Below are 23209 nucleotides of genomic sequence, written 5' to 3' on the forward strand. Positions count from 1 at the left end.
ACGACGTGATAAAAGGACCACTTGACGATCGACCCGATCGGATAAATTCCAGGAAGACAACAGCCGGGACGATGCGCATGAGTGACAAAGCCGACGACGAAACCGATATCGTGAACCAGCTCGCCTATGTCAGGGCCGATCCGACCCAGCACGACACGCTGACGCTTCTCGCCATGATCGATGCCGCCATCGCCGAGATCATGAGCCTGAGGACGCGGCTGCGGCTGTGCGAGGAAAAGAACGCCGGAAGCAACCAGTTCCGATAGGGACGAGCGCCCGGGCGACGGACGGTATCCGGCCCTAGTCCGAGTCAGCCATCATCTGCCTGCCGCCACCGCCGGCCCAGGCGCGCCATTGCCGCTCATCGCCGTGGAAGACGTTGAGATCGATGCGGCCGGTCACGCCATGCGACAGGCCGGAGCCGGAATACTGCCAGAACAGCCACTTGCGATCGGGATAGACCTTTGACGGATGCCGGGCCACAGCGCGCAGCCAGAACGGGTAGTCCGGGAAGGCGCCCTGAAGGTTGTCGCGATAGAAATCCGGCGCCGTGTAGATGATCGGCCGCTGGCCATAGTGGCGCTCCAGCTTGTCCATGAACACCTGCATCTTCTCCAGCACCTTTTCGCGCGACGGGCGCCGCTGGCAGCTGGAGTCGCCGTTCCACTCGACGTCGATCACCGGCGGCAGCGCGCCCTCCACCTTCGGCACGTTGCGGATGAACCAATCGGCCTGCTCGCCGGCGGTGCGGCACCAGTAGAAGAAGTGATAGGCCCCGCGCTTCAGGCCGGCGGCGTCGGCGCCGCGCCAGTTCCTGGTGAACATCGGGTCGAGATGGTCGCCGCCGTCGGTCGCCTTGATGTAGGCGAAGTTGGCGCCCTGGGTGCGCAGCTTCTCCCAATTCACGTCGCCTTGCCAGCGCGACACGTCGACACCATGCACGGCAAGGTGACGGGGCGACGAGCGGCCGAAATTGATCGGCTTGGCATCGCGGAAGCCGTAGCGCGTGACCGGGCCTGCAAGCATGGGCGGCGCCGCCCGCGACAACAGTTTCGGCGGCGACACCAGGGCAGCCTCCTCGATCGGCGGCTCGACGCTGTCGGGCAGTTCGGGTGCGGGAAACGCCACCGTCTCTTCCTCCGCAAGGCCGAAGGGCCGAGCGGTGTCGTCCTCGGGCGCAACCTCAACCCGATTGCGCGCCGCGTTTGCCTTGGCCACCGGAACGGATGTGATCGGCGCGCTTGGCCGCACCACCGAACTGGTCGTCTCATTGGACGGCTTCTGCATGTCGAGCGCGTCCATGCCCGATGTCGACGAACAGCCGGCAAGGCACAGCGATGCGATCACGAAACTGATGACGCCTGGTAACCGCATCTGGACCTGTACTCAAACACAACAGACCGAAGGCGACGGCCGACGGACAACCAGACGAGTTATGAACGAGAAATTACCAATAAAGTTTGAATCAAGTTTTTTACCATGGCTGTGGCCCCTTTCAGACAGTCGCAGGAGCGGCCCGGCCAAGCCTTGACAGCGCCATGATATGGCTGTTGAGAACGGTATGCGGCGTATGCGCCGGCGTTCCCATGAATCTCGAAAAGGCGCCGGGCCACGCGGCTGGCTCGTCAACGACAAGCTCGACCAACTCAGGAGCCTGCTCGACAGCGGCAGCTGAGGAACACTTTCAAAGGGAGCTTGCGTGCAGTCGTTCATCGACCAGAGCGTTGGTTTCATCGAGAACCATCAGGCCTGGGCGGGCCTCGTGGTCGGATTGCTGGCCTTCGGCGAATCGCTGGTGCTGGTCGGCATCCTGTTGCCCGGCACCACGGTGCTGATCATCGTCGGCGGCCTGGTGGGTGCCGGTATCGTCCAGCCACTGCCGGTCCTCCTCGCCGCGATGATCGGCGCGGTGCTCGGCGACACCATCTCCTATTTCCTCGGCAAATGGCTCGGGCGTGGCGTCGTCCACAAATGGCCGCTCAACCGCTATCGCCGCGAGATAGCCAGGGCGCGCCTGTTCTTCCATCGCTACGGTTTCGCCGCGGTTTTCGTCGGTCGCTTCTTCGGTCCGGTGCGTGCCACCGTGCCGCTGGTCGCGGGCATGATGGGGATGAACAGGCGCCGCTTCCAGATCGCCAACATCCTGTCGGCGATCATCTGGGCGCCGGTCGTGCTGTCGCCTGGGTGGCTGGTGGCGAAAGGGGCCGACAATCTGCCTGAGCTCGACGCAACCAGCCTGTTCGGCCTGGCGGTGATCGCGGCCATGGCGGCGGCGATCATCGTCGTCGTTATTGTCATCAGACTGCGCGGCAGGCGCGATACCCGGGCTTAGGGCGTTCAGCCGCGCTTCCTGAAGACGCCGATCATCGGCCCCAGGTTCCAGTAGTCGTCGTTGCGGCCGAGGGCCGGAGCGAGCAGGCTCGATATCGTGCCGTCGAGAAAGAGCGCGTTGTCGCAGCCGAGCACGTCGCGAAACAGGCGGGCGAAGGCATGGAACGTCACCGTGCCGTTCGAGATGGCAAAGACGGCAACCCCATCCTTTCGCACTCCGACGCCGTCGCGGCTCTTGCGCGACGTGCCGTCGGACCGGAATTTCGGGTGAAGCTGGCCGTCGATCACCAGCATTGGCCCCGATTGCGTCGCATAGTCGGTGGCTGGCCGCTGCCTGACGAAGTCCCTGGTCGCCCGGACCGCGGCCTTGCCGCCGCCGACGTAGAAGATGCCATTCGGCTGCAGCGAAAAGTTGCCGCTTCCCGAGCCCGTCTTCACACCGGCCATTTCCTGGCCGCGTTCGACATAGAGGCCGACCGGCCTGAGGTCCGGATGATACATGCCGCCATTGATGGCAAACAACATGGTACGGCCGGCCGTGCGCTGGGCGCTGTCGAGATTGTGCAGCGATTGAAAAGGCTTGCCCGCCGGGTCTTTCCAGAACAGTTCGATCGAATACAGTTTCGGATCGACCTCGCAGACGAGAAAGCTCGCGGCCTCGAAGGCGACGTCACGGCAAGGCGGCACCGAAGCGAACCACTGGCCGAATGCCATCATCGTGGCGACCGCGTGGGGCAACGCGCCCTTGACCAAGGTCAGCAACAAGGGCGCAGAATGCAGGAGAGTCAAAAAATCCATGCGCGTTCCGGATTGTCGGTCCCAACGAATTGTCGTGGATAGCACCGCTTGCCGGCATGATGAAGGATTTGCTCGAGGAGAAGCGTGGACTACGGCCCGACGGCTATTTCACGGCGCTGACCAGCTTCTCTTCGCCGGCAAGAATGGAGACCCAGTGCCCGGTGTCGTCACTCGCCTGTCTTTTCAGATAGCGATACGGCGTCTGGTTCCAGACACGAACCTTGTCGACGAGATTGTCGAGGATGAAGTCGCCCTTGTCGGTACGCACCGTCAGCACGGCGTGGCCCTCGCCGTCCGGCTTGCGAACCACCGTCATCAGGAGGTTGGCTATGGCAATGCCCAGGCTGTTGAGCTCGCGCCGCTTTTCAAGCGCGTAATCCTCGCAATCGCCGAAGCCATTGTCCGGATAGGCCCACCATTCCTCCTTGCCGTAATTGTCCATGTCGCTCATCGGCTTGACCCGCGCGTTGACCGAAAGGTTCACGGCGCTGATCTCCCGCGACAGCTTGGCGGTCAAGCGTGCCGGCTCGCTGTCGCGTGAACGGATCGAGCACTCGGCGGAATGGATCTTGCAAAAATCATAGTGGCCGATCGGCTGGGAGGTCGAGCCACCGATAACCATGGAAACGGGAGCCGTGTAGGCGGAACTCGCCGCCGAACAGAAAGCAATCAGGCCAATCGTGAGCCCCAGCCCCTTCGCCTTCCGGCGCCAACCCATCGAGGATGCCATCCGGCCCCGCCCATCTGTTTTGTTAACAGAACGTTAAGGGCGGATGTTGCCGGAAGTCAATGAAGGCGTCCGATCACATCTTCGGGCACGGGTTCATGTCCTCCTGGCGGTTGCAGCCGCGCAACACCGGGGGCGTGCCGATCCGGCCTAGGCAAGCCATCCCGTTGCCACGCCGAGCAGCAGGACAACCCCGAGCACGCCGCGATAGATGACGAAGGGCCAGGCGGAGAAGCGTTCCAGCACACGCATCAGGCCCCAGATGGCGAAAAAGGCCGATATCGAGGCCACGAGCAGTCCCAGGCCGAGAACCGACCATCCATGGGCATCGAGATGCACCTTGTGCAGTTCCCACAATTCCTTGAGGCCGGCGAGCGAGATGGCCGGCAGCCCGAGCAGGAACGAGAAACGGGCCGCCTCCGCCCGCTTGAAGCCAAGCCCCAGTGCCGCCGTCAGGGTCGAGCCGGAACGGGAAACTCCGGGTATCAAGGCGCCGATCTGCGCGATGCCGACCAGCAGTGCATCGGCCAGCGACGCGTCGGCCATGGTGCGCCGGTGGCGGGCAAGGATTTCCGCCAGCCCCAGCAGGACCGCCATGGCGATGCAGGCCCAGCCAATCACGCTCAGGCTGCGCAACGGCGAATTGCAGGTGTTGAGAACGCCCGAGAGAGCCACACCGGCGATGACGATGGGGATCGTCGCCAGCACGATCCACAGCGCCAGGCGGAAATGCCGGTCGGCAAAATCGCGGCGCGTGAGGGCGTCGAGTGACCCGAACAGAAGATCCCTCACATCGGCCCAGAAATAGCTGACCACGGCGGCTAGAGCCGCCAGTTGCATGGCGGCGGAGAAGGCGGAGCCCGGATCCTGCCAGCCGAGCACCGCCGGCACGATGCGCATATGGGCGGTCGAAGAAATCGGCAGCAGTTCGGTGATGCCTTGCACAAGGCCGAGGAATGCGACCTTGGCAAATCCAAGGCCGACAAAGCCCGTGTCGACGCCTTGCGTGCAGATATCAGCCATGTCGGGTTCCATGCGGGAGAGATCGGACTTGCGAAGGCACGATCGGCGGCGATCGGAGCCGGACAAGCCATACCGTCATGCTGCGGAGAATCAATTTACGGATTTGTAAGCTGGCACCGCCGCGTCAGGCGCGTACGGTTCAAACCGGCCCGAAGGGCCGGCGATGCTCCCATGGGTGAGGTTGACAAGACGATTACGGGCACAGCCACAGTTTCTGGCAGGTCCTGGCGATCACATGCGCGGGCGGCATGACAGGCTCCTCTGCGGACGGCCGGCGAGCCCGCTCAAGCAGCATGCGCACCTGTTCCGGGCGCACACGGTCGCGCTCCATCACAAGCAGGACCATCGGGTCGCTCAAAAGCTCGTCCAGGGTGCTGATGCTGTCGCTCATCCGTCGTCTCCTCGAATGCCGGGCCCGCGACGCTTAGATAGGGTGACAAAGATGGCCCGCCAATGACGCTTTGCCGGCTATCGCGTGTCTCTTTCGGTTATTTTTTGGTCATCCTGGGGCAAGTCCTCTCCTGTCGACGGGAAGGAGAAAGCCTAGGCCGGCGGAGCGCCTTCATATTGCGGCAGGCCGTCATCCAGCATCACCCAAGGCTGCTTTGAGGTGGTCCAGATGTGCATCTGGGGCCGGAACAGCGACGGGTCGTCGAGCGAACCGGTCGTGACGCCGATGATGCCGGCCGAATCGCGCCGCGAAAACATCGTCGTGCCGCAGCTGGGGCAAAAACCGCGCTCGAGGTCCGGCGAGGTATTGACCGTGGCCAACGGACCCTCGACCGTCACATCGTCGATGCGGAACAGAACGCGCGCATTGAAGGCCGCGCCGATCGCCTTCTGGCAGAGCCGGCAATGACAGATGCGCTCGTTGATGGGGCCGGCGTCGGTGCGGTAGCGCACCGCCCTGCACAGGCATCCGCCCTCATATTTTGTCATCGCCTGGATCCATTGTTGGAGTGAACAGGCGGCAAGGTAGCGGCGAAGCCGATTGGGTCAATTGAAAAGCTTTGATACAAGGTCATCGATTATCGTGATGTGGCAGGACCGCGATGACAGCGGACATCGAAACAATCGGCATTGCGGCTCTGTTCGGACCGCCCTCGCCCGCCCGCGACCGCTGCGACGCCAGGATCATGGCCGCCGCGGCCGGCATCGGTTTCATGGCGGTTCGGGATTTTCCCGGCGATGACTGGCTGACGCCGGACAAGCGCGCGCGATTGCTGCGCATCTTCGCGCTTCCCGATGCCGGGAAGCAGGAATTGCTGCGCTGGAATTTCGATCACACGAAGAAGAATTTCTACCGCGGCTGGTTTCCGCTGCAGCCGCAAGCCGTTTCCTACAAGGAAGGTATCGACATGGGGCCGGACCTTGCCGACGCGGCGCGACTGTCAGCCTCCGACGATCCCCTGTGTGAGCCGACACCATTGCCAGCCGAAAATGCGCTGCCCGGCTGGCGTACCGCCGCAGCCGACTACTATCGCGCGATGGAGACGGTCGGCACCATGCTGATGCGGTCGATCGCTCGCGGACTTGGCCTGCCTGAACTGATCTTCGATGCCTATTTCGATGGTGGCATCTCGACGCTGCGCCTGATCCGCTATCCCCTGCGCGACGCCAATGCCGGCGTCGACACCAGCGGGCCGGAGTTTTCGGTGATCCACAAGGGTGAGATGCGCACCATCATCGGCCGCGAACATGCCGATTCAGGCTTCGTCACCTTGCTGGCGCAGGACGGCGTCGAGGGCCTGCAGGCAAAGAACCTCGCCGGCGAATGGATCGACGTGCCTCCAGCCAACGGCACGCTGGCGGTCAATTTCGGCCAGTTGCTGGAACGCTGGACCGGCGGCCGCGTGCGGGCGACACGGCACCGGGTCATCGCGCCGAAAACGGTGCGGTTCTCGATCCCGTTCTTCTACGAGCCGCGCGTCGATGCGGAAATCTCGCCTCTGCCATTGGACGACGCCGAACCGTTCGAGCCGTTTCTCTACGGTGACTATCTCTGGGAGTCGGCGACGAACTTCGTCGAGATGAGCGGTATCAAGCATCTGAGGCAGCCTCGCCGAGCCAAGGCTTCCTGAGCGACACGCTGGCCGTCTCGCTGGAGACGGCCAGCGGCGATGGCAAGGTCAGGTTTGCGTCCCAACGTCGAGCCGAGCCAACGCGGCCCTATACCGCCGGTGAAAAATTCTGGAGACTGTGAGTGCTGCAGGCGAAGGAGGCGCGCGTCAGTGGCGTTTGGCGTGCACCAGATAGGCGTCGATCTCCGACTCGCCGAGCCACTTGGCTGCCTCCAGACGGTGCAGTCCTTCGACAAGTATGTGCCGCTTGCCGTCGTGGCGGACCTGGATCGGCGTCTTCATGCCGTTTTCCAGTATATCCTCGGCCAGATGCCGGACGGTCTCGGGATGCAGTGTCTTCTTGCGCGCGGTGGGCACGTAGATATCGTCGACCTTGACCTTTTGCACCCTGAGCATGCCTGTCCCCTTGGCGGAACCGCCGCCGTCTTCCTGAGATAGTCGGTTTGCTGAGGGCGGCCAAGGGTGCGGCTAACGAATGCTGGCATGATCGTTTCCATTTGACGCCTGGCCGGCGGATCGCCGAAATGGCGCCTCCGATGGACCAGGGCTTCATGATCAATCTGCCAACCGAATTCCCCGATTTCGGACTGACGGCGGCGCAGCGCCGCCATGCCGTGCGCGGCCACTATTACGAATGGCCAGGCATGGATGGCGAGCGCGGCGAGATCTGGTGTTACAGCGACCGGTTTTCGTACCGTGCCGGCGAGATGGTGATTTTGCATGTCAGTTCGACCGCTCCGTCCTTCGGCATCACGATCGTTCGGGACGGCGGCGCCGAGAGGAAAGTGTTCGAGAAGTCGGGCATCGCATCGTGCTGGCAGGACAGTCCGGATCAATGCTCGGCCGAAGGTTGCGGCTGGCAAGCCTCCTTCGAATTCCGTGTGGGAAACGATTGGCCGTCCGGCGCCTATCGCGTGACGCTGACCGCGGACGGGCGCGACGGCAAGTCGATCCAAAGTCACCACATTTTTATCGTCTCTCCCCAGCCCGGCAAGAAACCCGGCCGCGTGCTGCAGGTGGCGGCGACGGGCACATGGCTTGCCTACAACACCTGGGGAGGCTCCAACCACTATCAGGGCATCACCGGGCCCGACCGCAACCAGTACTCGCCCATCGTGTCGACGCAGCGCCCCTGGTGCCGCGGCTTCGTCGTGCTGCCCGGGGATGCGCCGCGCGTGCCATTGGAGGTCGCGGTGCCGCCGAAGACCGTGCCGCGGTATCCGCACATGGAGTGGGCGCTCGCCACCGGTCATTCGAAGAAATACGCCTCGTCCGGTTGGGCCAGCTACGACAGCCATTTTTTTCGCTTCGCCGAACGGGCTGGTTATGATGTCGACCTGACAAGCCAGCACGACCTGCATTTTTCGCCCGAGATACTCGACGGGTATGACTGCGCGGTCTTCGTCGGCCATGACGAATACTGGACCTGGGAGATGCGCGACGCGGTCGACTTCTACGTCGAACGCGGCGGTCACGCGGCGCGTTTTGCCGGCAATTTCATGTGGCAGACGCGGCTGGAGGACGAGGGCCGCCGACAGGTCTGCTACAAATACCGCGCCCGGGCCGAGGATCCCGCCTATCGCGGCGGCGACGTGACGCGCGCCACCAATTCCTGGGAAGCGCCCGAAATCGGCCGGCCGGGTTCAGCCACCTTCGGGCTCAACGCCACACGTGGTGTCTATGCCGGCTGGGGCGGCTGCGCGCCACGTGGCGTACGCGGTTTTCCGGTCTATCGGCCGGAACATTGGGCCTTCGCCGGCACCGGCATCTATTACGGCGACCTGCTCGGCGCCGACAGCCATGTCTATGGCTATGAGGTGGACGGGCTCGACTTCGAGATACGCGGCGGCCTGCCCTACCCGACCGCGACCAGCGGCGCGCCCGATGGCTTGCAGGTGCTCGCCGTCGGTATGGCAAGCCAGGTCGAGGAAAGCGCCGACATCCCGGTCGAGGACCAGTTCCTCACCGACGAGGACGGCCGCTTCACCGCCGAAACTTTGTTCGGCGAGGCGAGCGACGCCAATCTCGAAAAGGTCAAACGCGGCAATGGCATGATCGTCAATTTTCCACGCGGCAAGGGCGACGTGTTCCACGCCGGAAGCTGCGAATGGGTCGCCGGCCTGCTAAGACAAGACCCGATGGTCGAACGGGTTACCCAGAATGTCCTCGATCGCTTTCTTGGAAAGTCCTGACATGTCGAAAGTCCAGCCTGCCATTCAAGACACCGATGCCCGGCGCCAATCGCATCTGTTCTACCTCTCCAGCCTACGCCGGCCGCTGATCGACCGCGCCGAAGGCATCTACATGTGGACGCAGGATGGTCGCCGTTTCATCGACGGGTCGAGCGGGCCGATGGTCGCCAATATCGGCCATTCCAACCGCAATGTGCTCGACGCCATGAAGCGGCAGATGGACCGCGCCACCTTCGCCTACCGGCTGCATTTCGAGAACGAGCCGGCGGAAGAACTGGCGCGAGAACTTGCCGGCAAGCTGCCGGTAGGCATGGACCGCATCTTCTTCGTCTCCGGCGGTTCCGAAGCGACGGAATCCTGCATCAAGCTGGCGAGGCAATGGGCCGTGGCCACCGGCCAAGCCGGCCGCTGGAAAGTGATCACCCGCTTCCCTTCCTATCATGGCGGTACGCTGGGGTCGCTTTCGATCACCGGCGACGATGCGCTGGCCGAGACTTTTACGCCGATGATGCGGGTGATGCCGACCGTGCCGGCACCAACCGCCTGGCGCGACCGCGACAATCTCTCGATGGAGCAGCGCGGCGTGCGCTATGCCGACATACTGGAGGAAAAAATCCTCGCCGAAGGCCCCGAAAGCGTCGTCGCTTTCATCATGGAGCCGATCGGCGGCGCCGCGACCGCTGCGCTTGTCGCGCCGGACAGCTACTATGCGCGCATCCGCGAGATCTGCGACCGCTACGGCATCCTGCTGATCCATGACGAAGTGATGAGCGGTGCCGGCCGCACCGGCAAATTCCTCGGCGGCGACCACTGGAATTGCAAGCCGGATATCGTCGCGCTGTCGAAGGGACTGGGATCGGGCTACGCGCCGCTCGGGGCACTGGCGGCGCCGATGCGGCTGGTCGAGCCACTGCTCGCCTCCGGCGGCTTCCAGCATGGCCACACCTATGCCGGCAACCCGCTGGCCTGCGCCGCCGGACTTGCCGTGCTTGGCGAAATGGACCGGCTCGACCTGATCGCCGATGCGGCTGCCATGGGCGATGTGCTGATGGACGGATTGAAGGGCCTGGCGAAGCGCTTTCCGTTCATTGCCGATGTGCGCGGCAAGGGGCTGCTTACCGGCGCCGAAATGGTCGCCGATCCCGATACGCTGAAACCGATCGAACAGAGCAAAAAAGCCACGCAGCGCCTGCTCGACATCGCCTATGAGCGCGGGCTGATCATCTATGGCCGCAGGGTCAAGGGCGGCGTCGACGGCGACAATTTCATGGTGGCACCGCCGATGATCGTCACCAGCGAACAGATCGGCGAGATCATCTCCATCATTGGCGACTCGCTCGAGGTTCTGGCCTCCGAGCTCGACCTGCCGGTTGAAGGCCGGGGGTAGAGCAGATGGCGCCGCGCAAAGTCATCATCACCTGCGCCGTCACCGGTTCGGTGCACACGCCGTCGATGTCGCCCTATCTGCCGGTGACACCGGACCAGATTGCCGCGGACGCCATCGCGGCGGCCGAGGCCGGCGCCTCGATCCTGCATCTGCATGCCCGAGACCCCAGGGACGGGCGGCCGACCGCCGATCCCGATGTGTTCATGCAGTTCCTGCCGCGCATCAAGCAGGCGACGTCGGCTGTCATCAACATCACCACCGGCGGTTCCTCGCTGATGACGCTCGACCAGCGGTTGGCGGCGCCGCTTCGGGCCGAGCCCGAGATGTGCTCTCTCAACATGGGCTCGATGAATTTCGCGCTGTTTCCGATGCTCGACAAGCCAAGGGAATGGCAACACGAATGGGAACCGAAGCTGCTCGAAGCCACGCGCGACACCATCTTCAAGAACACGTTCGCCGACATGGAGGGCGTGCTCGAGCGGCTTGGCAAAGGCTGCGGCACCCGCTTCGAGTTCGAGTGCTACGATGTCGGCCACCTCTATTCGCTGGCGCATTTCCGCGACCGGGGGCTGGTGTCGGGACCGCTGTTCATCCAGTTCGTGCTGGGCATACTGGGCGGCATCGGCGCCGACCCTGACAATCTTGTCCACATGAAGCGCATCGCCGACAAATTGTTCGGCGACAGCTACCAGTTCTCGGTGCTGGCCGCGGGCCGCAACCAGATTCCGCTGATATCGATCGCCGCCGCGATGGGCGGCAATGTCCGTGTCGGGCTGGAAGACAGCCTCTATGACGGCCGCCAATTGGCGAAATCCAACGCCGACCAGGTGCGCCGCATCCGTGGCATTCTCGACGGGCTTTCGCTGGAGGTTGCGACACCGGCGGAAGCGCGCGACATGCTGGCGCTCAAGGGCGGCGACCGGGTGGCTTTTTGAGACAAGACCGTGACTAATCCATCCAATGATGTCCTCCTCCGCCCCGGCACCATCGATGATGTCGAAAACATCCATGCGGCGATCCTGAAGCTCGGTACCCATATCGGCGCGCCCGAGGAAATCGTCTCGACGGCGGACGACCTCAGAACCTGGGGCTTCGGCGAAAAGCCCGCCTTCTCGACCCTGATCGCCGAAGTCGGTGGCGAATTCGCCGGGCTTTGCCTGCATTTCCCGATCTTCTCGACCTGGATGGGTCGGCCTGGCGTCTATGTGCAGGACCTCTATGTCGAGGACCGGTTCCGTGGCCGCAAGATCGGCGAACGCCTGCTGCGGCGCGTGGCGGCCGAGTGCCGTAGGGATGGCGGCGTGTATCTCAGGCTGTCCGTCGACACCGACAATGAGGGAGCCAAGACCTTTTACGAGAGGTTGGGCATTGCCTGGTCGAGTTACGAGCAGACGCAGAAAATCATCGGCGAGGCCTTTTTCGCCTTCGCCGACGCGTCGGAAAATGGGGAGCAGGAATGAAAGCCTTCTACGCGCAGGAGCAGAAGCGGCACGACCCCAAGGCCTTTCTTTCCAGCGGTGCGGCGCAACCCAACCCTGAAAAACCGGAACGCGTCGAAAGATTGCTAGCCGGCGCAAAATCCGCCGGTTGCACGATCGAGCGACCGCGCGATCACGGCCTCGGCCCGGTCTCGGCGGTGCACACACCCGAATATCTCGACTTCCTCGAACATATTTTCGAACGCTGGCAGCGGATCGAAGGGGCGTCGGCCGAGGTCATCCCCAACATCCACCCGATCGCCCGCAACGGCTCCTATCCGGCCTCCGCTGTCGGCCAGGCCGGATACCACATGGCCGACACCGCTTGTCCAATCTCGGGCGAAACCTGGCATAGCGCGCTATGGAGCGCCTGGAGCGCGGTCGAGGCGGCGGAAACGGTGATGGCAGGCGCTTCCGGTGCCTATGCACTGTGCCGACCACCTGGCCATCACGCCTTTGCAGATGTCGCCGGCGGCTTCTGCTTCATCAACAATTCGGCCGTCGCGGCACAGGTGCTGCGCAGACAGGCTGCCCGCGTGGCGATCCTCGATGTCGACCTGCATCACGGCAATGGCACGCAAGGCATTTTCTATGCGCGGCCTGACGTACTGACCGTTTCGCTTCATGCCGATCCCGTGCGCTTCTACCCGTTCTTCTGGGGCCATGCCGACGAGCGCGGTGAAGGTCCGGGACTTGGCTACAATTTCAACCTGCCGCTGCCGCGCAAATCCGCGGACGCGGCGTTTCTGGAGGCACTCGCCGTGGCGGTCCAGCGCATCCGCGCCTTCTCTCCCGATGCGCTGGTCGTGGCGCTCGGCCTCGACGCGTTCGAGGGCGATCCGTTCGGCGGGCTTTCGGTGACGACGCCAGGTTTCTCGCGCATCGGCGAGGCGATCACCCGGCTCGGCCTGCCGACGGTCATCGTCCAGGAAGGCGGCTATCTCTGCGACGCGCTCGGCGACAATCTCACCGCGTTCCTCACCGGTTTTGGCGGCAAGGCGCGGTGACAATGCAAGCTCGCGTCAGGAGCGTTGCTGCCTGAGCATGGCAATCACCCGGTGCACGCTCTCCAGCGTTTCGTCGATTTCGGACGCCGTATTGTAGTGCGCGATGCCGATGCGCACGACGCCCTGCTCGGCGGGAATGCCGAGTTGGTGGACGATTTCCCAGGCATAGTTGTGGCCCGACCACAGGAAAATGTTTTCGGCGTTCATCTGCCGCACAATCGTTTCGGGCACTATGCCGTCCACGGTGAAGGAGACAGTCGGGACACGCTCATGGATCCGCGCCGGATCAGCGATGCCGTGGATGGTCAGCCCGGAAATATCGGACAGGCCGTCGATCAGCCTTTGCGCCAACGGGTTTTCATAGGCGATGGAGGCTTCGAACGCCTTGGCAATCCTGCGCCTTCTCGACCCACTCTCGCCGGCCGAGGCGCCGAGATCAGCAAAATAGTCGACCGCTGCCGTGAGCCCGGCCATCAGTTCGATCTGCGGCGTGCCGAGTTCGAAGCGCTCCGGCAGGCCATTCGAGGAACAGCGGCATTTATAGGCTTTCAGGCCGTCGATGACTTCGCGCCGGCCCCACAATATGCCCGTGTGCGGACCGAAGAATTTGTAGGCGGAGCAGATCAGGAAATCGCAGCCGAGGTCCTGCACGTCGATCAGGCCATGCGGCGCGAATTGCACGGCATCGACATAAACCAGCGCGCCGGCGTTTTTTGCAAGTTGGGTCAAAGACTTGACCCGATTGATCGAGCCGGTGAGATTGCTGGCGTAGTTCAACGCCACCAGCCGTGTCTTGCCGGACAGCAGACCTGCCAGCGTCGCCTCCTCGACCTGCCAGCTCTTCTCGTCGAACGGCAGCCAGTGCACGACGAGGCCAACATCCTCGGCCAGTTGCAGCCAGGGCGACACATTGCCCTCATGGTCCATGCGGGTGAGGATGATCTCGTCGCCTGGCTTCATCGTGCGCCCGAGCGTTCGCGACATGTGATAGGTCAGCGTCGTCATGTTGGCGCCGATAATGATCTCCTGGGGGCTTGCGGCACCGAGGAAATCGGCCATCGCCAGATGCGCCTCGTCAACGATCTGCTGCGCCGCGATCGTCGTTTCAAAATAGCCGCCAAGATTGGCATTGGTCGTGAGCAGGCAGCGCGACACCGCGTCGGCCACAGCCTGCGGCACCTGCGTGCCGGCAGGATTGTCGAGATAAATACGCCGCCGGCCCTTGCCGGTCAGCGAGAGAGCGGGGAATTTTCCACGCACGGCCTCGATCGGGAAATCCACCATCGTCTCCACCCCTTTGCTGTTGTTCGACAATTCCGCAGCCGGCCAGGTCACGGACAGGGATTGCCGACCCGCTGGTGAATGGCGTCCACCGCCTTCTGCATCTCTTCGGTCCAGACGACATCCACCGAGGACAGCGCCATTTCCAGCTGCGAAATGGTTGTCGCGCCGATGATGTTGGAGGTCACGAAGGGGCGGCTCGAGACATAGGCATTGGCAAACAGCGCCGGCTCCAGGCCGAAAGAGCGCGCCAGTTCATTGTATTCGAGCTGCGCTTCGGCGGCATTGGGCGTCTCATAACGCTGACCGCGATTGAACAGTTGCGAGCGCGAGCCCTGCGGGCGGGCGCCGTGATCGTATTTGCCGGTCAGATAACCCTGCGCCAGTGGCGAATAGGCGAGCAGCGACACCCCTTCGCGCTCGCAAACCTCGGCGAGGTTCACCTCGAAGGTGCGGTTGACGAGGTTGTAGGCGTTCTGGATCGAGGCGACGCGTGGACCGATCCCCCTGTCGGCCTCCGCCAGGAAGCGCATCAGGCCCCAAGAACTCTCGTTCGAAAGACCGAAATGGCGGATTTTCCCTGCCTTCACCAGTTCCTCGAACACCGCGAGCGTCTCGGCGATCGGCGTTTCGCCGGCTGGTGCGCCGACAGCATCGGCACGGCGCGCCACCGCGCCGACACGCGTCGGGTTGGCGCCCCAGGGAATGTCGCGCTCCGGCCAGTGGATCTGATAAAGGTCGACATAGTCCGTGCCGAGCTTGGCCAGCGACTTGTCGATGGCATCAAAGATATCGGCCCGCACCAATTGCGAGGGTCGGTCGCCGCGAAACCAGGCATTGGCCGTGCGACCGACGACCTTTGAGGCAAGGATCACCTTGTCGCGATTGCCCTTGGACTTCATCCAGCTGCCGATGATCTTCTCGGTCCGCCCTTGCGTCTCGGCCTTGGGCGGGATCGGATAGAGTTCGGCGGTGTCGATGAAATTGACGCCACGCGAGAAGGCCAGGTCCATCTGGGCATGGCCCTCGGCCTCGGTGTTCTGCTGGCCCCAGGTCATCGAACCAAGGCAAATCTGGGTAACAAGAAGATCGGTCCGACCGAGACGGCGTTTGTGCATGGAATTCTGCTCCGGAGGGAAGGTCTGCGCGGCTGCGCCGGGAGGAATTCGCATCTTATAGGAAAAGCGGAGGCGCTCTCCAAGCCTCGCCGGGCCGACTTTTGCGTGAGCGGAGACGGTTAGCGGCCTGCGGCAGCCACGGCGGCGCGGCGCTTGGCCTCGTCGATCAGCATATTGGCCACCTGCATGCGGACCATGGCGCGCTGGCGCAGATGCGGGGCAACGCGGTCGGGATGGTTGGAGAAGGCAAAGCTGCGGCGCATGCGGCCGAAATCGGCAAGGCCCTTGGGCTGATTCAGTCCCAGTTCGACCGCGATCGATTCAGGATCGATTGGCGGCAATGCTTCCTCCGGCTTCGGCTCTTCGCCAGCCAGGGCCAGCCTGGCCTGTTCGAGCAAGGCGGCGAATTCGCCGGCCAGATCGGCACCGGCCTCGCGATATTCCGCGGCGGATACCTTGATGCGGCCGGAATGGAGTTCATCGGCGACCGAGAGATAGTCGAACGGGATGGATGGGCGCGCGCCGGTCTCCGCGCCCTTGATGCCGTCGCCCTTGTCGGAGGCGACGAAGAGGTCGTCGAGCAACGAAGCGAAATCACGCTTGGCGCTGGTAGCGATGTCAGCCTCCCGCTTGCCTGACTGTCTGGACTACAAAGTAGAACCGGCTCGTTAAAAATACATGCCACCGATGTGAACGAATTTAGCCGTTGCGAGGATTGCGATCGAGGATCAATGCTCCTCAAACGAAGAAGCCGGACTGCACCTTTATGCAGTCCGGGATGTGCCAGCTTCGAAGCCTACGATTGGCGCCGCGCAAGAGTTTCACCGGGCCGCAAAAAAATTCTAAAAATCATCCGGACATGGCAGGCATGCAAATGCTGCACTGCACAATCTTCACGATTCACCTATACTGTCTGGCGTGGAGGACCAACCAGGAGCCTGAACCATGGGTTTCTTCACGGAAATGTTCGCCCGGCCGCGCCCGCAGGAACATCAGAGATATCGCGCGGCGCTCGCACTGCTTTATTCCATGAGCAACGCCGAGCGCGCCGACATCGGCATCAAGCCTGCCGATTTCCCGCGCATCGCCCGCGAAATGTCCATCCGCTAGGCAGGTGGCGAGATGTCCCGGATCGATACGGGACATCTCGAACGTCACTCCTCAACGCGATCCCAGGAATGTCGCCTTTCCCAGCGGCACGCCATTGTGGCGAAGGATGTCGTAGGCGGTGGTGAGGTGGAAATAGAAGTTGGGCATGGCAGCGTGCAGCAGATACTGCATGCCGCTCAATGTGGTTTCCCGGCCCCCCAGCTTCAACTCGATCATCCTGTCATCCGACCCGTCGATATCGGCTGCCGAAAAAGTCGCCAAATAGGCGACAGTCTTGGCGATCCTCGCTTCGAGTTCGGCAAAGCTTGCTTCATTGTCCTCGTATTTCGGCACTTCGCGGCCGGCCAGACGTGACGGCGCGCCCTTGGCATGGTCGGTTGCGATCTGCACCTGCCGGGTCAGCGCGAACATGTCGGGCGCGAGCCGCGCCGTCAAAAACACCTGCGGATCGATCTTGCGGTCAAGCGCATTCTGTTCGGCTGCCGCCAGCACACTGGAAAGTGCCTTCAGCCTGGCTGAAAACACGGGCACGGATGCCTCATACATCGATATCGTCACGTCAGATCTCCTGTCCGGCAGGAACGCCGGCGGGAACCTAGCGCCCTCAGGCGCGATTCTTCAAGCTGAAGCCGGACGGCGTCACCACGTCGCCGCAATCGCCATGGTAGAATCTTCGTTATCGAGTGGAGATTCCCGATGAGACGCGTCCTTCTGGCAGCGACTGCCCTTCTCTCCCTTGCCACGACAGGCCAGACCGCATTGGCCGCCAGCGATACGCCCGAAGCGCCTTACGTCGATGATCGGTCGAGCGCGGACGCGGTCGTCCGCTCTCTCTACAGCGCCATCAACCGCCATGAATTCGCCCGCGCCTGGGGCTACTATGGAGATACAAAGCCGGCAAAGGATTTCGATACGTTCGTCAAAGGCTATGACGGCACCGACACTGTGGAGGTCAAGACCGGTCCTATCTCGGACGAGGGCGCGGCGGGCAGCATCTATTACAACGTCCCGGTTGCCATCCAGGCAACCGACAAGAAGGGCGAAGCGAAGGTTTTCGCCGGCTGCTACACGCTGCGCCAGGTCAATGCCCAAATCCAGGCGCCGCCCTTCCAGCCGATCTTTATCGACAAGGGGGCGCTGAAGCCCTCCACCGCGGATTTCGACGAAGCGCTGCCGCCAGGCTGCGGCGACGGTCCGCCGCCACCGAAGAAGGATGCCGCACTGGAACAGGCCAAGAAGGCCTTTCTGGCTGGCTATGCCGACCAGTGTGACAAAAATCTTCTAGCCAACGAGCCGGAAACTTTCTCGATCAAATACAGGGACAAGGACGCGGCCGCCGGCGATCCCGACCGGGAAACGCGGCTTTTCCATTTCGCCTGCTCTGCCGCGGCCTATAATGAAAACTCCATCTACTACATGAGCGATGATGTATCTGGTGTCAGGCAGTTGCAGTTCACCGAGCCTGAGATGGATATCCGCTACGTCAACAACGACAGCGAGGGCAAGGTCGAGTCCATGCACATTGTCGGCTTCCGGACGACAGGCTGGGCGACCAATTCCAACTATGACAAGGACGCCCACACGATCACCACCTTCAACAAATGGCGCGGCGCCGGCGATGCCTCGTCATCGGGCACCTATCTGTTCCGCAACGGCGATTTCTCGCTGGTCCAGTATGATGTCGATGCGTCCTATCACGGCGAGCAGAACCCTGAGACAGTCGTCGACTACAACACCGCGCCCTGAAAATACCCCGGGCTTGCAGTCAGCGTCGTTCAAGGCGCCTTCGACAGCATCCAGTTGAGAGTACCGCGCCAGTCGACCATGCGAATCGGCGTGCCATGCGTGCCGGTTTCGAAGCGGACGAAGCGGGTCGGATAGGCCTTCGACCTGGCTAGGATGGAGCGGAAGAACGCTTCCTGATTGGCCACGGGAAAGACCACATCATGGCTGCCCTGGCCGAAGAACACCGGCACGCGACGCTTGAAGGCGGGACTTGCAAGAAAGCCCTCGTCCCACAGCGATCCGAGCAGCAGCAGTCCATCCACGCGGGCGCCAGTATCCTTGCGTGCGGCAAGCTTCCAGCACAGCGCACCGCCCATCGAGCCGCAAGCGATGAAGATTTTCGCGCCCGGGGACTGTTCGGCATAGTGCTCGATCAGGGCCGCGATCAGTGCTGCGCCCTTGTCGCCGAAATCAGGAAAATCAGGTGTGATATAGAGCCCGCCATTGCCGGCCATCAGGTTCTTGAGGCGGTTGAAATTGCCACCGAAGGTGAAGTCGTCGACGCCTTGCTTGCGGCTGCCGCCCTGCCCGTGCAGATAGAGCACGATGACGGCGGCGCCTTGCGTCTTGCCGACGGCGACATGCCTGACATCGCCGGCGTCCGTCTTCAACATCAGATCCTGCTGCACCTTGCGCACGCCGGTGTCGGTGTACTGGCGGTGCACGCGCTTTTCCGGCACCTCGTCGCGCTGGTTGATGTCGCGCATTTCACGGTAGTCGAGGACGGTGTAGGCGCCGTCGCTGTCGGACGAGAGCGTCGCCGGATAGGCGAAGAGATCGTCCTTGAAGGGTTTGAGCGTGAGAACATCAGCGTAGGCTGCGATCGGAAATATGATTGCAGCCAGAAAGGCCAGGAAAGCGCAAGGTAAGCAGCGGCGAAGCAAGAAAGGGAATGCCATACCGAAGGCATGCGGAATACAGGCCGGGTTTGTCAATCCTGCAGCACGCCGCCCGCGCCTTCGAGCGCCTCTCGGGTGTCGACATCGACGGACGCGCCCTCGCCGATCTCGACATCGATGACATCGAGCCCCTCTGCCTCGACCAGATGGCGTGCGCCGGTATCGCCTTCGAGATGGGCGACGGCCGCGAACAACGAGCGCGGCAGGAGCACCGGATTGCCGCGTTTGCCTTCATGCGAGGCGCGAACCACGGAATTGCCTCCGGCCGCGCGGAACGCATCGATCAGCCGGTCGAGGTCGCCAGGCGCCACGCCGGGCATGTCTCCAAGAACGATCATTGCACCGGCGACGTCTTGCGGCAGATAAGCAATTCCAGCCTTCAGGGACGTGGACAGGCCATCGGCAAAGTCGGGATTGTCGGCGAAGGTGACGTCGAGGCCAGACAATGCCGCGCGCACCCGCTCGCGCTGATGGCCGGTGACGACGATCGTGTCCGAAGCCTTCGAGGCGAGAGCGCGTTTGGTTGTGCGGCGCACCAGCGGTTGGCCGTCGAACAGCGCCATCAGCTTGTTCGGTCCGCCCATGCGGCTCGACTGGCCCGCCGCCAGAAGCACGATCCCGACCTTGAGCCGGTTTTTGGCCGGCAGCGGCTCGCGCGGCTGCGGCCGCGTCGGTATCTCCATGAGCAGGCCGCCGACGCCCATGCCGGCGATGTCGCGCGCGGTGACATCGAGGCCGGAAATCAACCGGTCGAGCACCCAGTCGAAGCCGTTCTCCTTGGGGCTGCGGGCGCAGCCAGGCGCGCCGATGACGCGCTTGCCGCCGAGTGTGCCGAGCACCAGCAGATTGCCGGGATCGACCGGCATGCCCGCGCGGATGACAGTCCCCCCGGCTCTCCCGATCGCCGCCGGAACGACGTCGGCGAAATCGCTCATGGCCGAAGCCCCGAAGATGATCACCATGTCGTTGTCGCGCGCCAGCGCGATGGCCGCCTCGGCGACAGGGCCAATCTCATGCGGCGTGCGGCGCTCCGCCGTCAGCCTGCCGCCCGAGCGCGCCAGCCTGGCTTCGGTGACGCGCAACGTCTTGTCGAGCACACCAGGTTTAGTGCCCGGCAGCACTGTCTGGATGACACCGACACGCACCGGCCGATAGGCGTTGACGGCAAAGATTTCGACGCCGGAGCAGATTTTCATCACTGCGTCGACCAGTACGGAAGAGACCGCGAAGGGAATGATCTTCACCGTCGCGACCATCTGGCCCTTTTCGACCGGCGCGTGCTGGGCCAGCGTGGCGATGGTGATGGCGGGATCGACGGCATTGATGGCGTCGATGACAGCGGCATTGACCGTGAAGATACCAGCCGCCCTGGCGTGGAGATTGACCCGACCGGTGGCGGCAGGCTTCGCCTCGATGCCCCCAAAGGTCATGCTCTGCGCAACTCTTTGCGCCGCGGCATCCTCACCGAGATCGTCCGGAGCCAGCACGGCCGCGACGACTTGCGAGATACCGGCCCTTTTGAGTATGGAGACATCTTCGGCGCTCAGCCTGTGCGCCTTGCGAAACCGCTTTTCGCCGGCGGTGGTGGCATGGGCCAGCACCGCCCCCTCGGCCGCCTCGATCGGGATCGGACCGAATTTCACGCCGCCGCGCCTTTCGCATCCAGGCCGCGCGAGCGGAAGGCAAGGATGGTCTGCGCGAGAATGGCGACGGCGATCTCGGCGGGGCTTGCCGCCCCGATGTCCAGCCCGATCGGCGCGTGGATACGCGCGATCTGGTCGGCACTCGCGCCCAGCGCCAGCAGACGCTCGACGCGCTTTGCATGCGTCTTTCGGCTGCCGAGCGCCCCGATATAGAAACAGTTGGCGTCGAGTGCCGCCTTCAGCGCGAAATCATCGATCTTCGGGTCATGAGTGACGGCGGCGAGCGCGGTGTAACTGTCGAGCGGCTGGCGCTGCAGCACGTCCTGCGGCCAGTCGGCATGCAAGGCGACGTCGGGAAACCGGTCCGGTGTGGCGAAGGCAGTGCGCGGATCGATGATCTCCAGCGGATAGCCGGCGATCCGGGCCATCGGCGCGAGCGCCTGACTGATATGCACGGCGCCGATCACTACCAGGCGCGGCTGCGGCAGATGCGCATTGAGAAAGAAGGTCCGTCCTTCCGCCTCGACGGAGCCGGAATTGCCGGATCGAAATGCCCTAGCGATCGCCGCTCCGAGATCACCGGCGACCTGATCGCCCTCCCGCACGATACGACCGCGACCATCACCGAGATCGGTGACGAGGATCGCCGCGCGGCGGGCGCGTCGTTCGGCATTGAGCGTTTTCAGCGCATAGGGATCCATCCGAGGTCAGCCCAATCGCTCGACATAAACCTTGATGCGGCCGCCACAGGACAGGCCCACCTGCCAGGCCGTCTCGTCGGCAACTCCGAACTCGAGCATTCTGGCCTTGCCGGAGCCGATGACGTCGACCGCCTCGGTCACGACGGCACCCTCGACGCAGCCACCCGAAACGGAACCATGGAAATTGCCATCGGCATCGATGACAAGGTGGCTGCCGACGGGGCGTGGCGCCGAACCCCAGGTCTCGACCACGGTCGCGATAGCGACATCCTTGCCGTCCTTCATCCAGGCTTCCGCGATGATCAGCGGGTCGCGGGCCTCATCGAGATAAATGCTGTCGCTCATCGTTGCTTCTTTCAGGATCTGTTTTTCCAGGGTTCGGGAAACATATGGCTATGCGGCGTGCCTCGCGCCAGCACCCATCCACCGCCGCGGATCGACCGAAAGCGCCGATTTCTTGTCCAGCGAGGCGCAGAGATCGGCGAGCGCGTCGAGATTGTGCACCGAGCGGAATTCGTCGACATGCGGCAGCATCGCCTTGACGCCCCGGGCGCGCGCCTGAAAACCATCGAAGCGCAACAACGGATTCAGCCAGATCAGCCGCCGGCAGGATTTGTGCAGCCGCTCCATCTCTTCCGACAAGCCCACGATATCGTCGCGCTCCAGCCCGTCGGTGATCAGAAGCACCACCGCGCCCTGTCCCAGCACGCGTCGCGACCATACAAGGTTGAACTCGGCCAGCGTATCGCCGATGCGCGTGCCGCCCGACCAGTCCTTGACCACAGCCGAGCAATCGGCAAGGGCGGCATCGGGATCGCGGTGGCGCATCTGCCGGGTCAAATTGGTCAACCGCGTGCCGAAGACGAAGGTGTGCACGCGCCGGCGCTTTTCCGTCAGCGCGTGCAGGAAATGCAGGAAGATGCGCGTGTACTGGCTCATCGAACCGGAAATGTCTGCCAGTACCACCAGCGGCGGGTGTGTTTCGCGGACCGAGCGGAATTTCGGCAGGATCAATTCACCGCCGGTGCGCGCCGCCGAGCGCATCATGGCACGTGGATCGATGCGGCGGCCGTGTGCATCGACCTTGAACCGCCTCGTCCGCACCATGTCGAAAGGCAATCGCAGCTCGGCGATAGCCTTCTTGGCATCGGCCATCTCGGCAGCGTTCATCTGCGCGAAATCCTTGCCCCGCAACACCTCGTTGCCGGAGAAAGTGAAGCGGGCATCGACCTCGATCTCGGGGATTTCCTGAGGCGTCTGGTTCTTCTGATGACCCTCGAACATCGCCTGGCTGACGCGGTTTTCGGCCGCGCGCGGCTTCTGCTTCTGCCTGACGTCAGGGGCCACCGGCGAAAACATCGCCAGCAGCTTCTCGATCAGTTCGCGCGATTTCCAGAACAGCCTGAAGGCTTCGTCGAAGGTCGAGTGATCCTCGTGCCTGGACACCAGAACGGCATGCAGGGTCCAGTAGAAATCCTCGCGCGAGCCGATGCCGGCGACGAGCACCGCCTCGATCGCGTCCTTGACCGAGGCCGGCCCGACCCGCATACCGGCCTTGCGCAAGGTGCGGGCAAAATAGACGATGTTGTCGGCGATCCGGCCGTCCTCGGTCGCCTCTCTGGGATCGGGACGCGGCGTCTTCATTACC

26 protein-coding genes are annotated in these 23209 nt (G+C 63.2%); 10 read left to right on the forward strand and 16 right to left on the reverse strand.

Annotated elements, in window-relative coordinates:
• The first annotated feature begins 77 nt into the window (after positions 1-77).
• On the forward strand, positions 78-266 hold the full coding sequence (locus tag FJ970_RS21395) for a hypothetical protein (RefSeq protein WP_140755100.1): 189 nt from the start codon (positions 78-80) through the stop codon (positions 264-266).
• 34 nt (positions 267-300) lie between these two features.
• On the opposite strand, the gene FJ970_RS21400 is transcribed toward FJ970_RS21395, so the two are convergent.
• Positions 301-1374: a GH25 family lysozyme gene (locus FJ970_RS21400; protein WP_140755102.1), complete on the reverse strand. Its 1074-nt coding sequence runs from the start codon at positions 1372-1374 to the stop codon at positions 301-303.
• A gap of 325 nt (positions 1375-1699) precedes the next feature.
• On the opposite strand from FJ970_RS21400, the gene FJ970_RS21405 reads away from it, so the two are divergent.
• Entirely contained in the window at positions 1700-2332 is a 633-nt protein-coding gene (locus tag FJ970_RS21405) for a DedA family protein (RefSeq protein WP_140755104.1), read from the forward strand.
• 5 nt (positions 2333-2337) lie between these two features.
• Here the strand turns inward: FJ970_RS21405 and FJ970_RS21410 are convergent, their stop codons facing one another.
• The 5 genes from FJ970_RS21410 to FJ970_RS21430 all read right to left on the reverse strand — a co-directional run bounded on the left by FJ970_RS21410 (position 2338) and on the right by FJ970_RS21430 (position 5818).
• Positions 2338-3129 carry a phosphodiester glycosidase family protein gene (locus tag FJ970_RS21410; RefSeq protein WP_140755106.1) on the reverse strand — a complete coding sequence of 264 codons (792 nt, stop codon included), beginning with the start codon at positions 3127-3129 and terminating at the stop codon, positions 2338-2340.
• A 103-nt stretch (positions 3130-3232) separates the two neighbouring features.
• Positions 3233-3859, reverse strand: coding sequence for a transglutaminase-like cysteine peptidase (locus tag FJ970_RS21415; protein WP_140755108.1), 627 nt, complete (start codon positions 3857-3859; stop codon positions 3233-3235).
• 147 nt (positions 3860-4006) lie between these two features.
• Positions 4007-4879: an undecaprenyl-diphosphate phosphatase gene (locus FJ970_RS21420; RefSeq protein ID WP_140755110.1), complete on the reverse strand. Its 873-nt coding sequence runs from the start codon at positions 4877-4879 to the stop codon at positions 4007-4009.
• Between the two features lie 193 nt (positions 4880-5072).
• Positions 5073-5270, reverse strand: coding sequence for a hypothetical protein (locus FJ970_RS21425; RefSeq protein ID WP_140755112.1), 198 nt, complete (start codon positions 5268-5270; stop codon positions 5073-5075).
• Positions 5271-5422: 152 nt separating this feature from the next.
• Complete coding sequence (locus tag FJ970_RS21430; protein WP_140755114.1) at positions 5423-5818, reverse strand: GFA family protein; 396 nt, start codon at positions 5816-5818, stop codon at positions 5423-5425.
• A 113-nt stretch (positions 5819-5931) separates the two neighbouring features.
• Here FJ970_RS21430 and FJ970_RS21435 point away from each other — a divergent pair, with 113 nt between their 5' ends.
• A complete protein-coding gene (locus tag FJ970_RS21435) occupies positions 5932-6960 on the forward strand; it encodes an isopenicillin N synthase family dioxygenase (RefSeq protein ID WP_140755116.1) in 1029 nt (342 codons plus the stop codon).
• Positions 6961-7107: 147 nt separating this feature from the next.
• On the opposite strand, the gene FJ970_RS21440 is transcribed toward FJ970_RS21435, so the two are convergent.
• Entirely contained in the window at positions 7108-7356 is a 249-nt protein-coding gene (locus FJ970_RS21440; protein ID WP_140755118.1) for a ParB N-terminal domain-containing protein, read from the reverse strand.
• A 155-nt stretch (positions 7357-7511) separates the two neighbouring features.
• On the opposite strand from FJ970_RS21440, the gene FJ970_RS21445 reads away from it, so the two are divergent.
• Genes FJ970_RS21445 through FJ970_RS21465 form a run of 5 tightly spaced genes read left to right on the forward strand, consistent with a single transcriptional unit; the run spans position 7512 to position 13024 of the window.
• Entirely contained in the window at positions 7512-9152 is a 1641-nt protein-coding gene (locus tag FJ970_RS21445) for a N,N-dimethylformamidase beta subunit family domain-containing protein (RefSeq protein ID WP_181178290.1), read from the forward strand.
• Position 9153: 1 nt separating this feature from the next.
• Positions 9154-10539: an aspartate aminotransferase family protein gene (locus tag FJ970_RS21450; protein WP_140755120.1), complete on the forward strand. Its 1386-nt coding sequence runs from the start codon at positions 9154-9156 to the stop codon at positions 10537-10539.
• A 5-nt stretch (positions 10540-10544) separates the two neighbouring features.
• Positions 10545-11474 (forward strand): 3-keto-5-aminohexanoate cleavage protein, encoded by a 930-nt coding sequence (locus FJ970_RS21455; protein ID WP_140755122.1) that lies wholly within the window; start codon positions 10545-10547, stop codon positions 11472-11474.
• Between the two features lie 9 nt (positions 11475-11483).
• The gene (locus FJ970_RS21460; protein ID WP_140755124.1) at positions 11484-11999 is read left to right on the forward strand and encodes a GNAT family N-acetyltransferase; all 516 of its coding nucleotides are present in this window, start codon (positions 11484-11486) and stop codon (positions 11997-11999) included.
• A complete protein-coding gene (locus tag FJ970_RS21465; RefSeq protein ID WP_140755126.1) occupies positions 11996-13024 on the forward strand; it encodes a histone deacetylase family protein in 1029 nt (342 codons plus the stop codon). Before FJ970_RS21460 ends, FJ970_RS21465 begins: the two co-directional genes overlap by 4 nt.
• A 15-nt stretch (positions 13025-13039) precedes the next feature.
• Here FJ970_RS21465 and FJ970_RS21470 read toward each other — a convergent pair whose 3' ends face one another.
• The 3 genes from FJ970_RS21470 to FJ970_RS21480 all read right to left on the reverse strand — a co-directional run bounded on the left by FJ970_RS21470 (position 13040) and on the right by FJ970_RS21480 (position 16007).
• Positions 13040-14308 (reverse strand): cysteine desulfurase-like protein, encoded by a 1269-nt coding sequence (locus FJ970_RS21470; protein ID WP_181178292.1) that lies wholly within the window; start codon positions 14306-14308, stop codon positions 13040-13042.
• Positions 14309-14355: 47 nt separating this feature from the next.
• Positions 14356-15423 carry an aldo/keto reductase gene (locus tag FJ970_RS21475; protein ID WP_140755128.1) on the reverse strand — a complete coding sequence of 356 codons (1068 nt, stop codon included), beginning with the start codon at positions 15421-15423 and terminating at the stop codon, positions 14356-14358.
• 119 nt (positions 15424-15542) lie between these two features.
• Positions 15543-16007, reverse strand: a complete 465-nt coding sequence (locus tag FJ970_RS21480; RefSeq protein ID WP_140755130.1) for a hypothetical protein — start codon at positions 16005-16007, stop codon at positions 15543-15545.
• A gap of 361 nt (positions 16008-16368) precedes the next feature.
• On the opposite strand from FJ970_RS21480, the gene FJ970_RS21485 reads away from it, so the two are divergent.
• A complete protein-coding gene (locus FJ970_RS21485) occupies positions 16369-16533 on the forward strand; it encodes a hypothetical protein (RefSeq protein WP_140755132.1) in 165 nt (54 codons plus the stop codon).
• A gap of 51 nt (positions 16534-16584) precedes the next feature.
• On the opposite strand, the gene FJ970_RS21490 is transcribed toward FJ970_RS21485, so the two are convergent.
• The gene (locus FJ970_RS21490) at positions 16585-17091 is read right to left on the reverse strand and encodes a DUF1993 family protein (protein ID WP_140755134.1); all 507 of its coding nucleotides are present in this window, start codon (positions 17089-17091) and stop codon (positions 16585-16587) included.
• A 138-nt stretch (positions 17092-17229) separates the two neighbouring features.
• Here FJ970_RS21490 and FJ970_RS21495 point away from each other — a divergent pair, with 138 nt between their 5' ends.
• Complete coding sequence (locus FJ970_RS21495) at positions 17230-18279, forward strand: DUF1176 domain-containing protein (protein WP_140755136.1); 1050 nt, start codon at positions 17230-17232, stop codon at positions 18277-18279.
• Between the two features lie 29 nt (positions 18280-18308).
• On the opposite strand, the gene FJ970_RS21500 is transcribed toward FJ970_RS21495, so the two are convergent.
• From FJ970_RS21500 to FJ970_RS21520, 5 genes are read right to left on the reverse strand one after another with little or no spacing between them, the layout of a single operon-like run.
• Positions 18309-19217 (reverse strand): alpha/beta hydrolase, encoded by a 909-nt coding sequence (locus tag FJ970_RS21500; RefSeq protein WP_181178249.1) that lies wholly within the window; start codon positions 19215-19217, stop codon positions 18309-18311.
• 32 nt (positions 19218-19249) lie between these two features.
• A complete protein-coding gene (locus FJ970_RS21505) occupies positions 19250-20860 on the reverse strand; it encodes an NTP transferase domain-containing protein (RefSeq protein WP_140755138.1) in 1611 nt (536 codons plus the stop codon).
• The gene (locus FJ970_RS21510) at positions 20857-21561 is read right to left on the reverse strand and encodes an XdhC family protein (RefSeq protein ID WP_140755140.1); all 705 of its coding nucleotides are present in this window, start codon (positions 21559-21561) and stop codon (positions 20857-20859) included. Before FJ970_RS21510 ends, FJ970_RS21505 begins: the two co-directional genes overlap by 4 nt.
• A 6-nt stretch (positions 21562-21567) precedes the next feature.
• Entirely contained in the window at positions 21568-21906 is a 339-nt protein-coding gene (locus FJ970_RS21515; RefSeq protein ID WP_127280086.1) for an XdhC family protein, read from the reverse strand.
• A 48-nt stretch (positions 21907-21954) separates the two neighbouring features.
• Complete coding sequence (locus tag FJ970_RS21520) at positions 21955-23205, reverse strand: vWA domain-containing protein (RefSeq protein ID WP_140755142.1); 1251 nt, start codon at positions 23203-23205, stop codon at positions 21955-21957.
• Between the last annotated feature and the right edge of the window lie 4 nt (positions 23206-23209).

Origin of the sequence: Mesorhizobium sp. B2-1-8, from assembly GCF_006442545.2 — a bacterium.
GTDB lineage: Bacteria > Pseudomonadota > Alphaproteobacteria > Rhizobiales > Rhizobiaceae > Mesorhizobium.

What these genes read in the sequence shown, in the direction of transcription:
- FJ970_RS21395 (WP_140755100.1), top strand. Translation starts at nt 78, where the DNA reads ATGAGTGACAAAGCCGACGACGAAACCGATATCGTGAACCAGCTCGCC.
- FJ970_RS21400 (WP_140755102.1), bottom strand. Translation starts at nt 1,374, where the DNA reads ATGCGGTTACCAGGCGTCATCAGTTTCGTGATCGCATCGCTGTGCCTT.
- FJ970_RS21410 (WP_140755106.1), bottom strand. Translation starts at nt 3,129, where the DNA reads ATGGATTTTTTGACTCTCCTGCATTCTGCGCCCTTGTTGCTGACCTTG.
- FJ970_RS21415 (WP_140755108.1), bottom strand. Translation starts at nt 3,859, where the DNA reads ATGGCATCCTCGATGGGTTGGCGCCGGAAGGCGAAGGGGCTGGGGCTC.
- FJ970_RS21420 (WP_140755110.1), bottom strand. Translation starts at nt 4,879, where the DNA reads ATGGCTGATATCTGCACGCAAGGCGTCGACACGGGCTTTGTCGGCCTT.
- FJ970_RS21425 (WP_140755112.1), bottom strand. Translation starts at nt 5,270, where the DNA reads ATGAGCGACAGCATCAGCACCCTGGACGAGCTTTTGAGCGACCCGATG.
- FJ970_RS21430 (WP_140755114.1), bottom strand. Translation starts at nt 5,818, where the DNA reads ATGACAAAATATGAGGGCGGATGCCTGTGCAGGGCGGTGCGCTACCGC.
- FJ970_RS21435 (WP_140755116.1), top strand. Translation starts at nt 5,932, where the DNA reads ATGACAGCGGACATCGAAACAATCGGCATTGCGGCTCTGTTCGGACCG.
- FJ970_RS21440 (WP_140755118.1), bottom strand. Translation starts at nt 7,356, where the DNA reads ATGCTCAGGGTGCAAAAGGTCAAGGTCGACGATATCTACGTGCCCACC.
- FJ970_RS21445 (WP_181178290.1), top strand. Translation starts at nt 7,512, where the DNA reads ATGATCAATCTGCCAACCGAATTCCCCGATTTCGGACTGACGGCGGCG.
- FJ970_RS21450 (WP_140755120.1), top strand. Translation starts at nt 9,154, where the DNA reads ATGTCGAAAGTCCAGCCTGCCATTCAAGACACCGATGCCCGGCGCCAA.
- FJ970_RS21455 (WP_140755122.1), top strand. Translation starts at nt 10,545, where the DNA reads ATGGCGCCGCGCAAAGTCATCATCACCTGCGCCGTCACCGGTTCGGTG.
- FJ970_RS21465 (WP_140755126.1), top strand. Translation starts at nt 11,996, where the DNA reads ATGAAAGCCTTCTACGCGCAGGAGCAGAAGCGGCACGACCCCAAGGCC.
- FJ970_RS21470 (WP_181178292.1), bottom strand. Translation starts at nt 14,308, where the DNA reads ATGGTGGATTTCCCGATCGAGGCCGTGCGTGGAAAATTCCCCGCTCTC.
- FJ970_RS21475 (WP_140755128.1), bottom strand. Translation starts at nt 15,423, where the DNA reads ATGCACAAACGCCGTCTCGGTCGGACCGATCTTCTTGTTACCCAGATT.
- FJ970_RS21485 (WP_140755132.1), top strand. Translation starts at nt 16,369, where the DNA reads ATGGGTTTCTTCACGGAAATGTTCGCCCGGCCGCGCCCGCAGGAACAT.
- FJ970_RS21495 (WP_140755136.1), top strand. Translation starts at nt 17,230, where the DNA reads ATGAGACGCGTCCTTCTGGCAGCGACTGCCCTTCTCTCCCTTGCCACG.
- FJ970_RS21500 (WP_181178249.1), bottom strand. Translation starts at nt 19,217, where the DNA reads ATGGCATTCCCTTTCTTGCTTCGCCGCTGCTTACCTTGCGCTTTCCTG.
- FJ970_RS21510 (WP_140755140.1), bottom strand. Translation starts at nt 21,561, where the DNA reads ATGGATCCCTATGCGCTGAAAACGCTCAATGCCGAACGACGCGCCCGC.
- FJ970_RS21515 (WP_127280086.1), bottom strand. Translation starts at nt 21,906, where the DNA reads ATGAGCGACAGCATTTATCTCGATGAGGCCCGCGACCCGCTGATCATC.
- FJ970_RS21520 (WP_140755142.1), bottom strand. Translation starts at nt 23,205, where the DNA reads ATGAAGACGCCGCGTCCCGATCCCAGAGAGGCGACCGAGGACGGCCGG.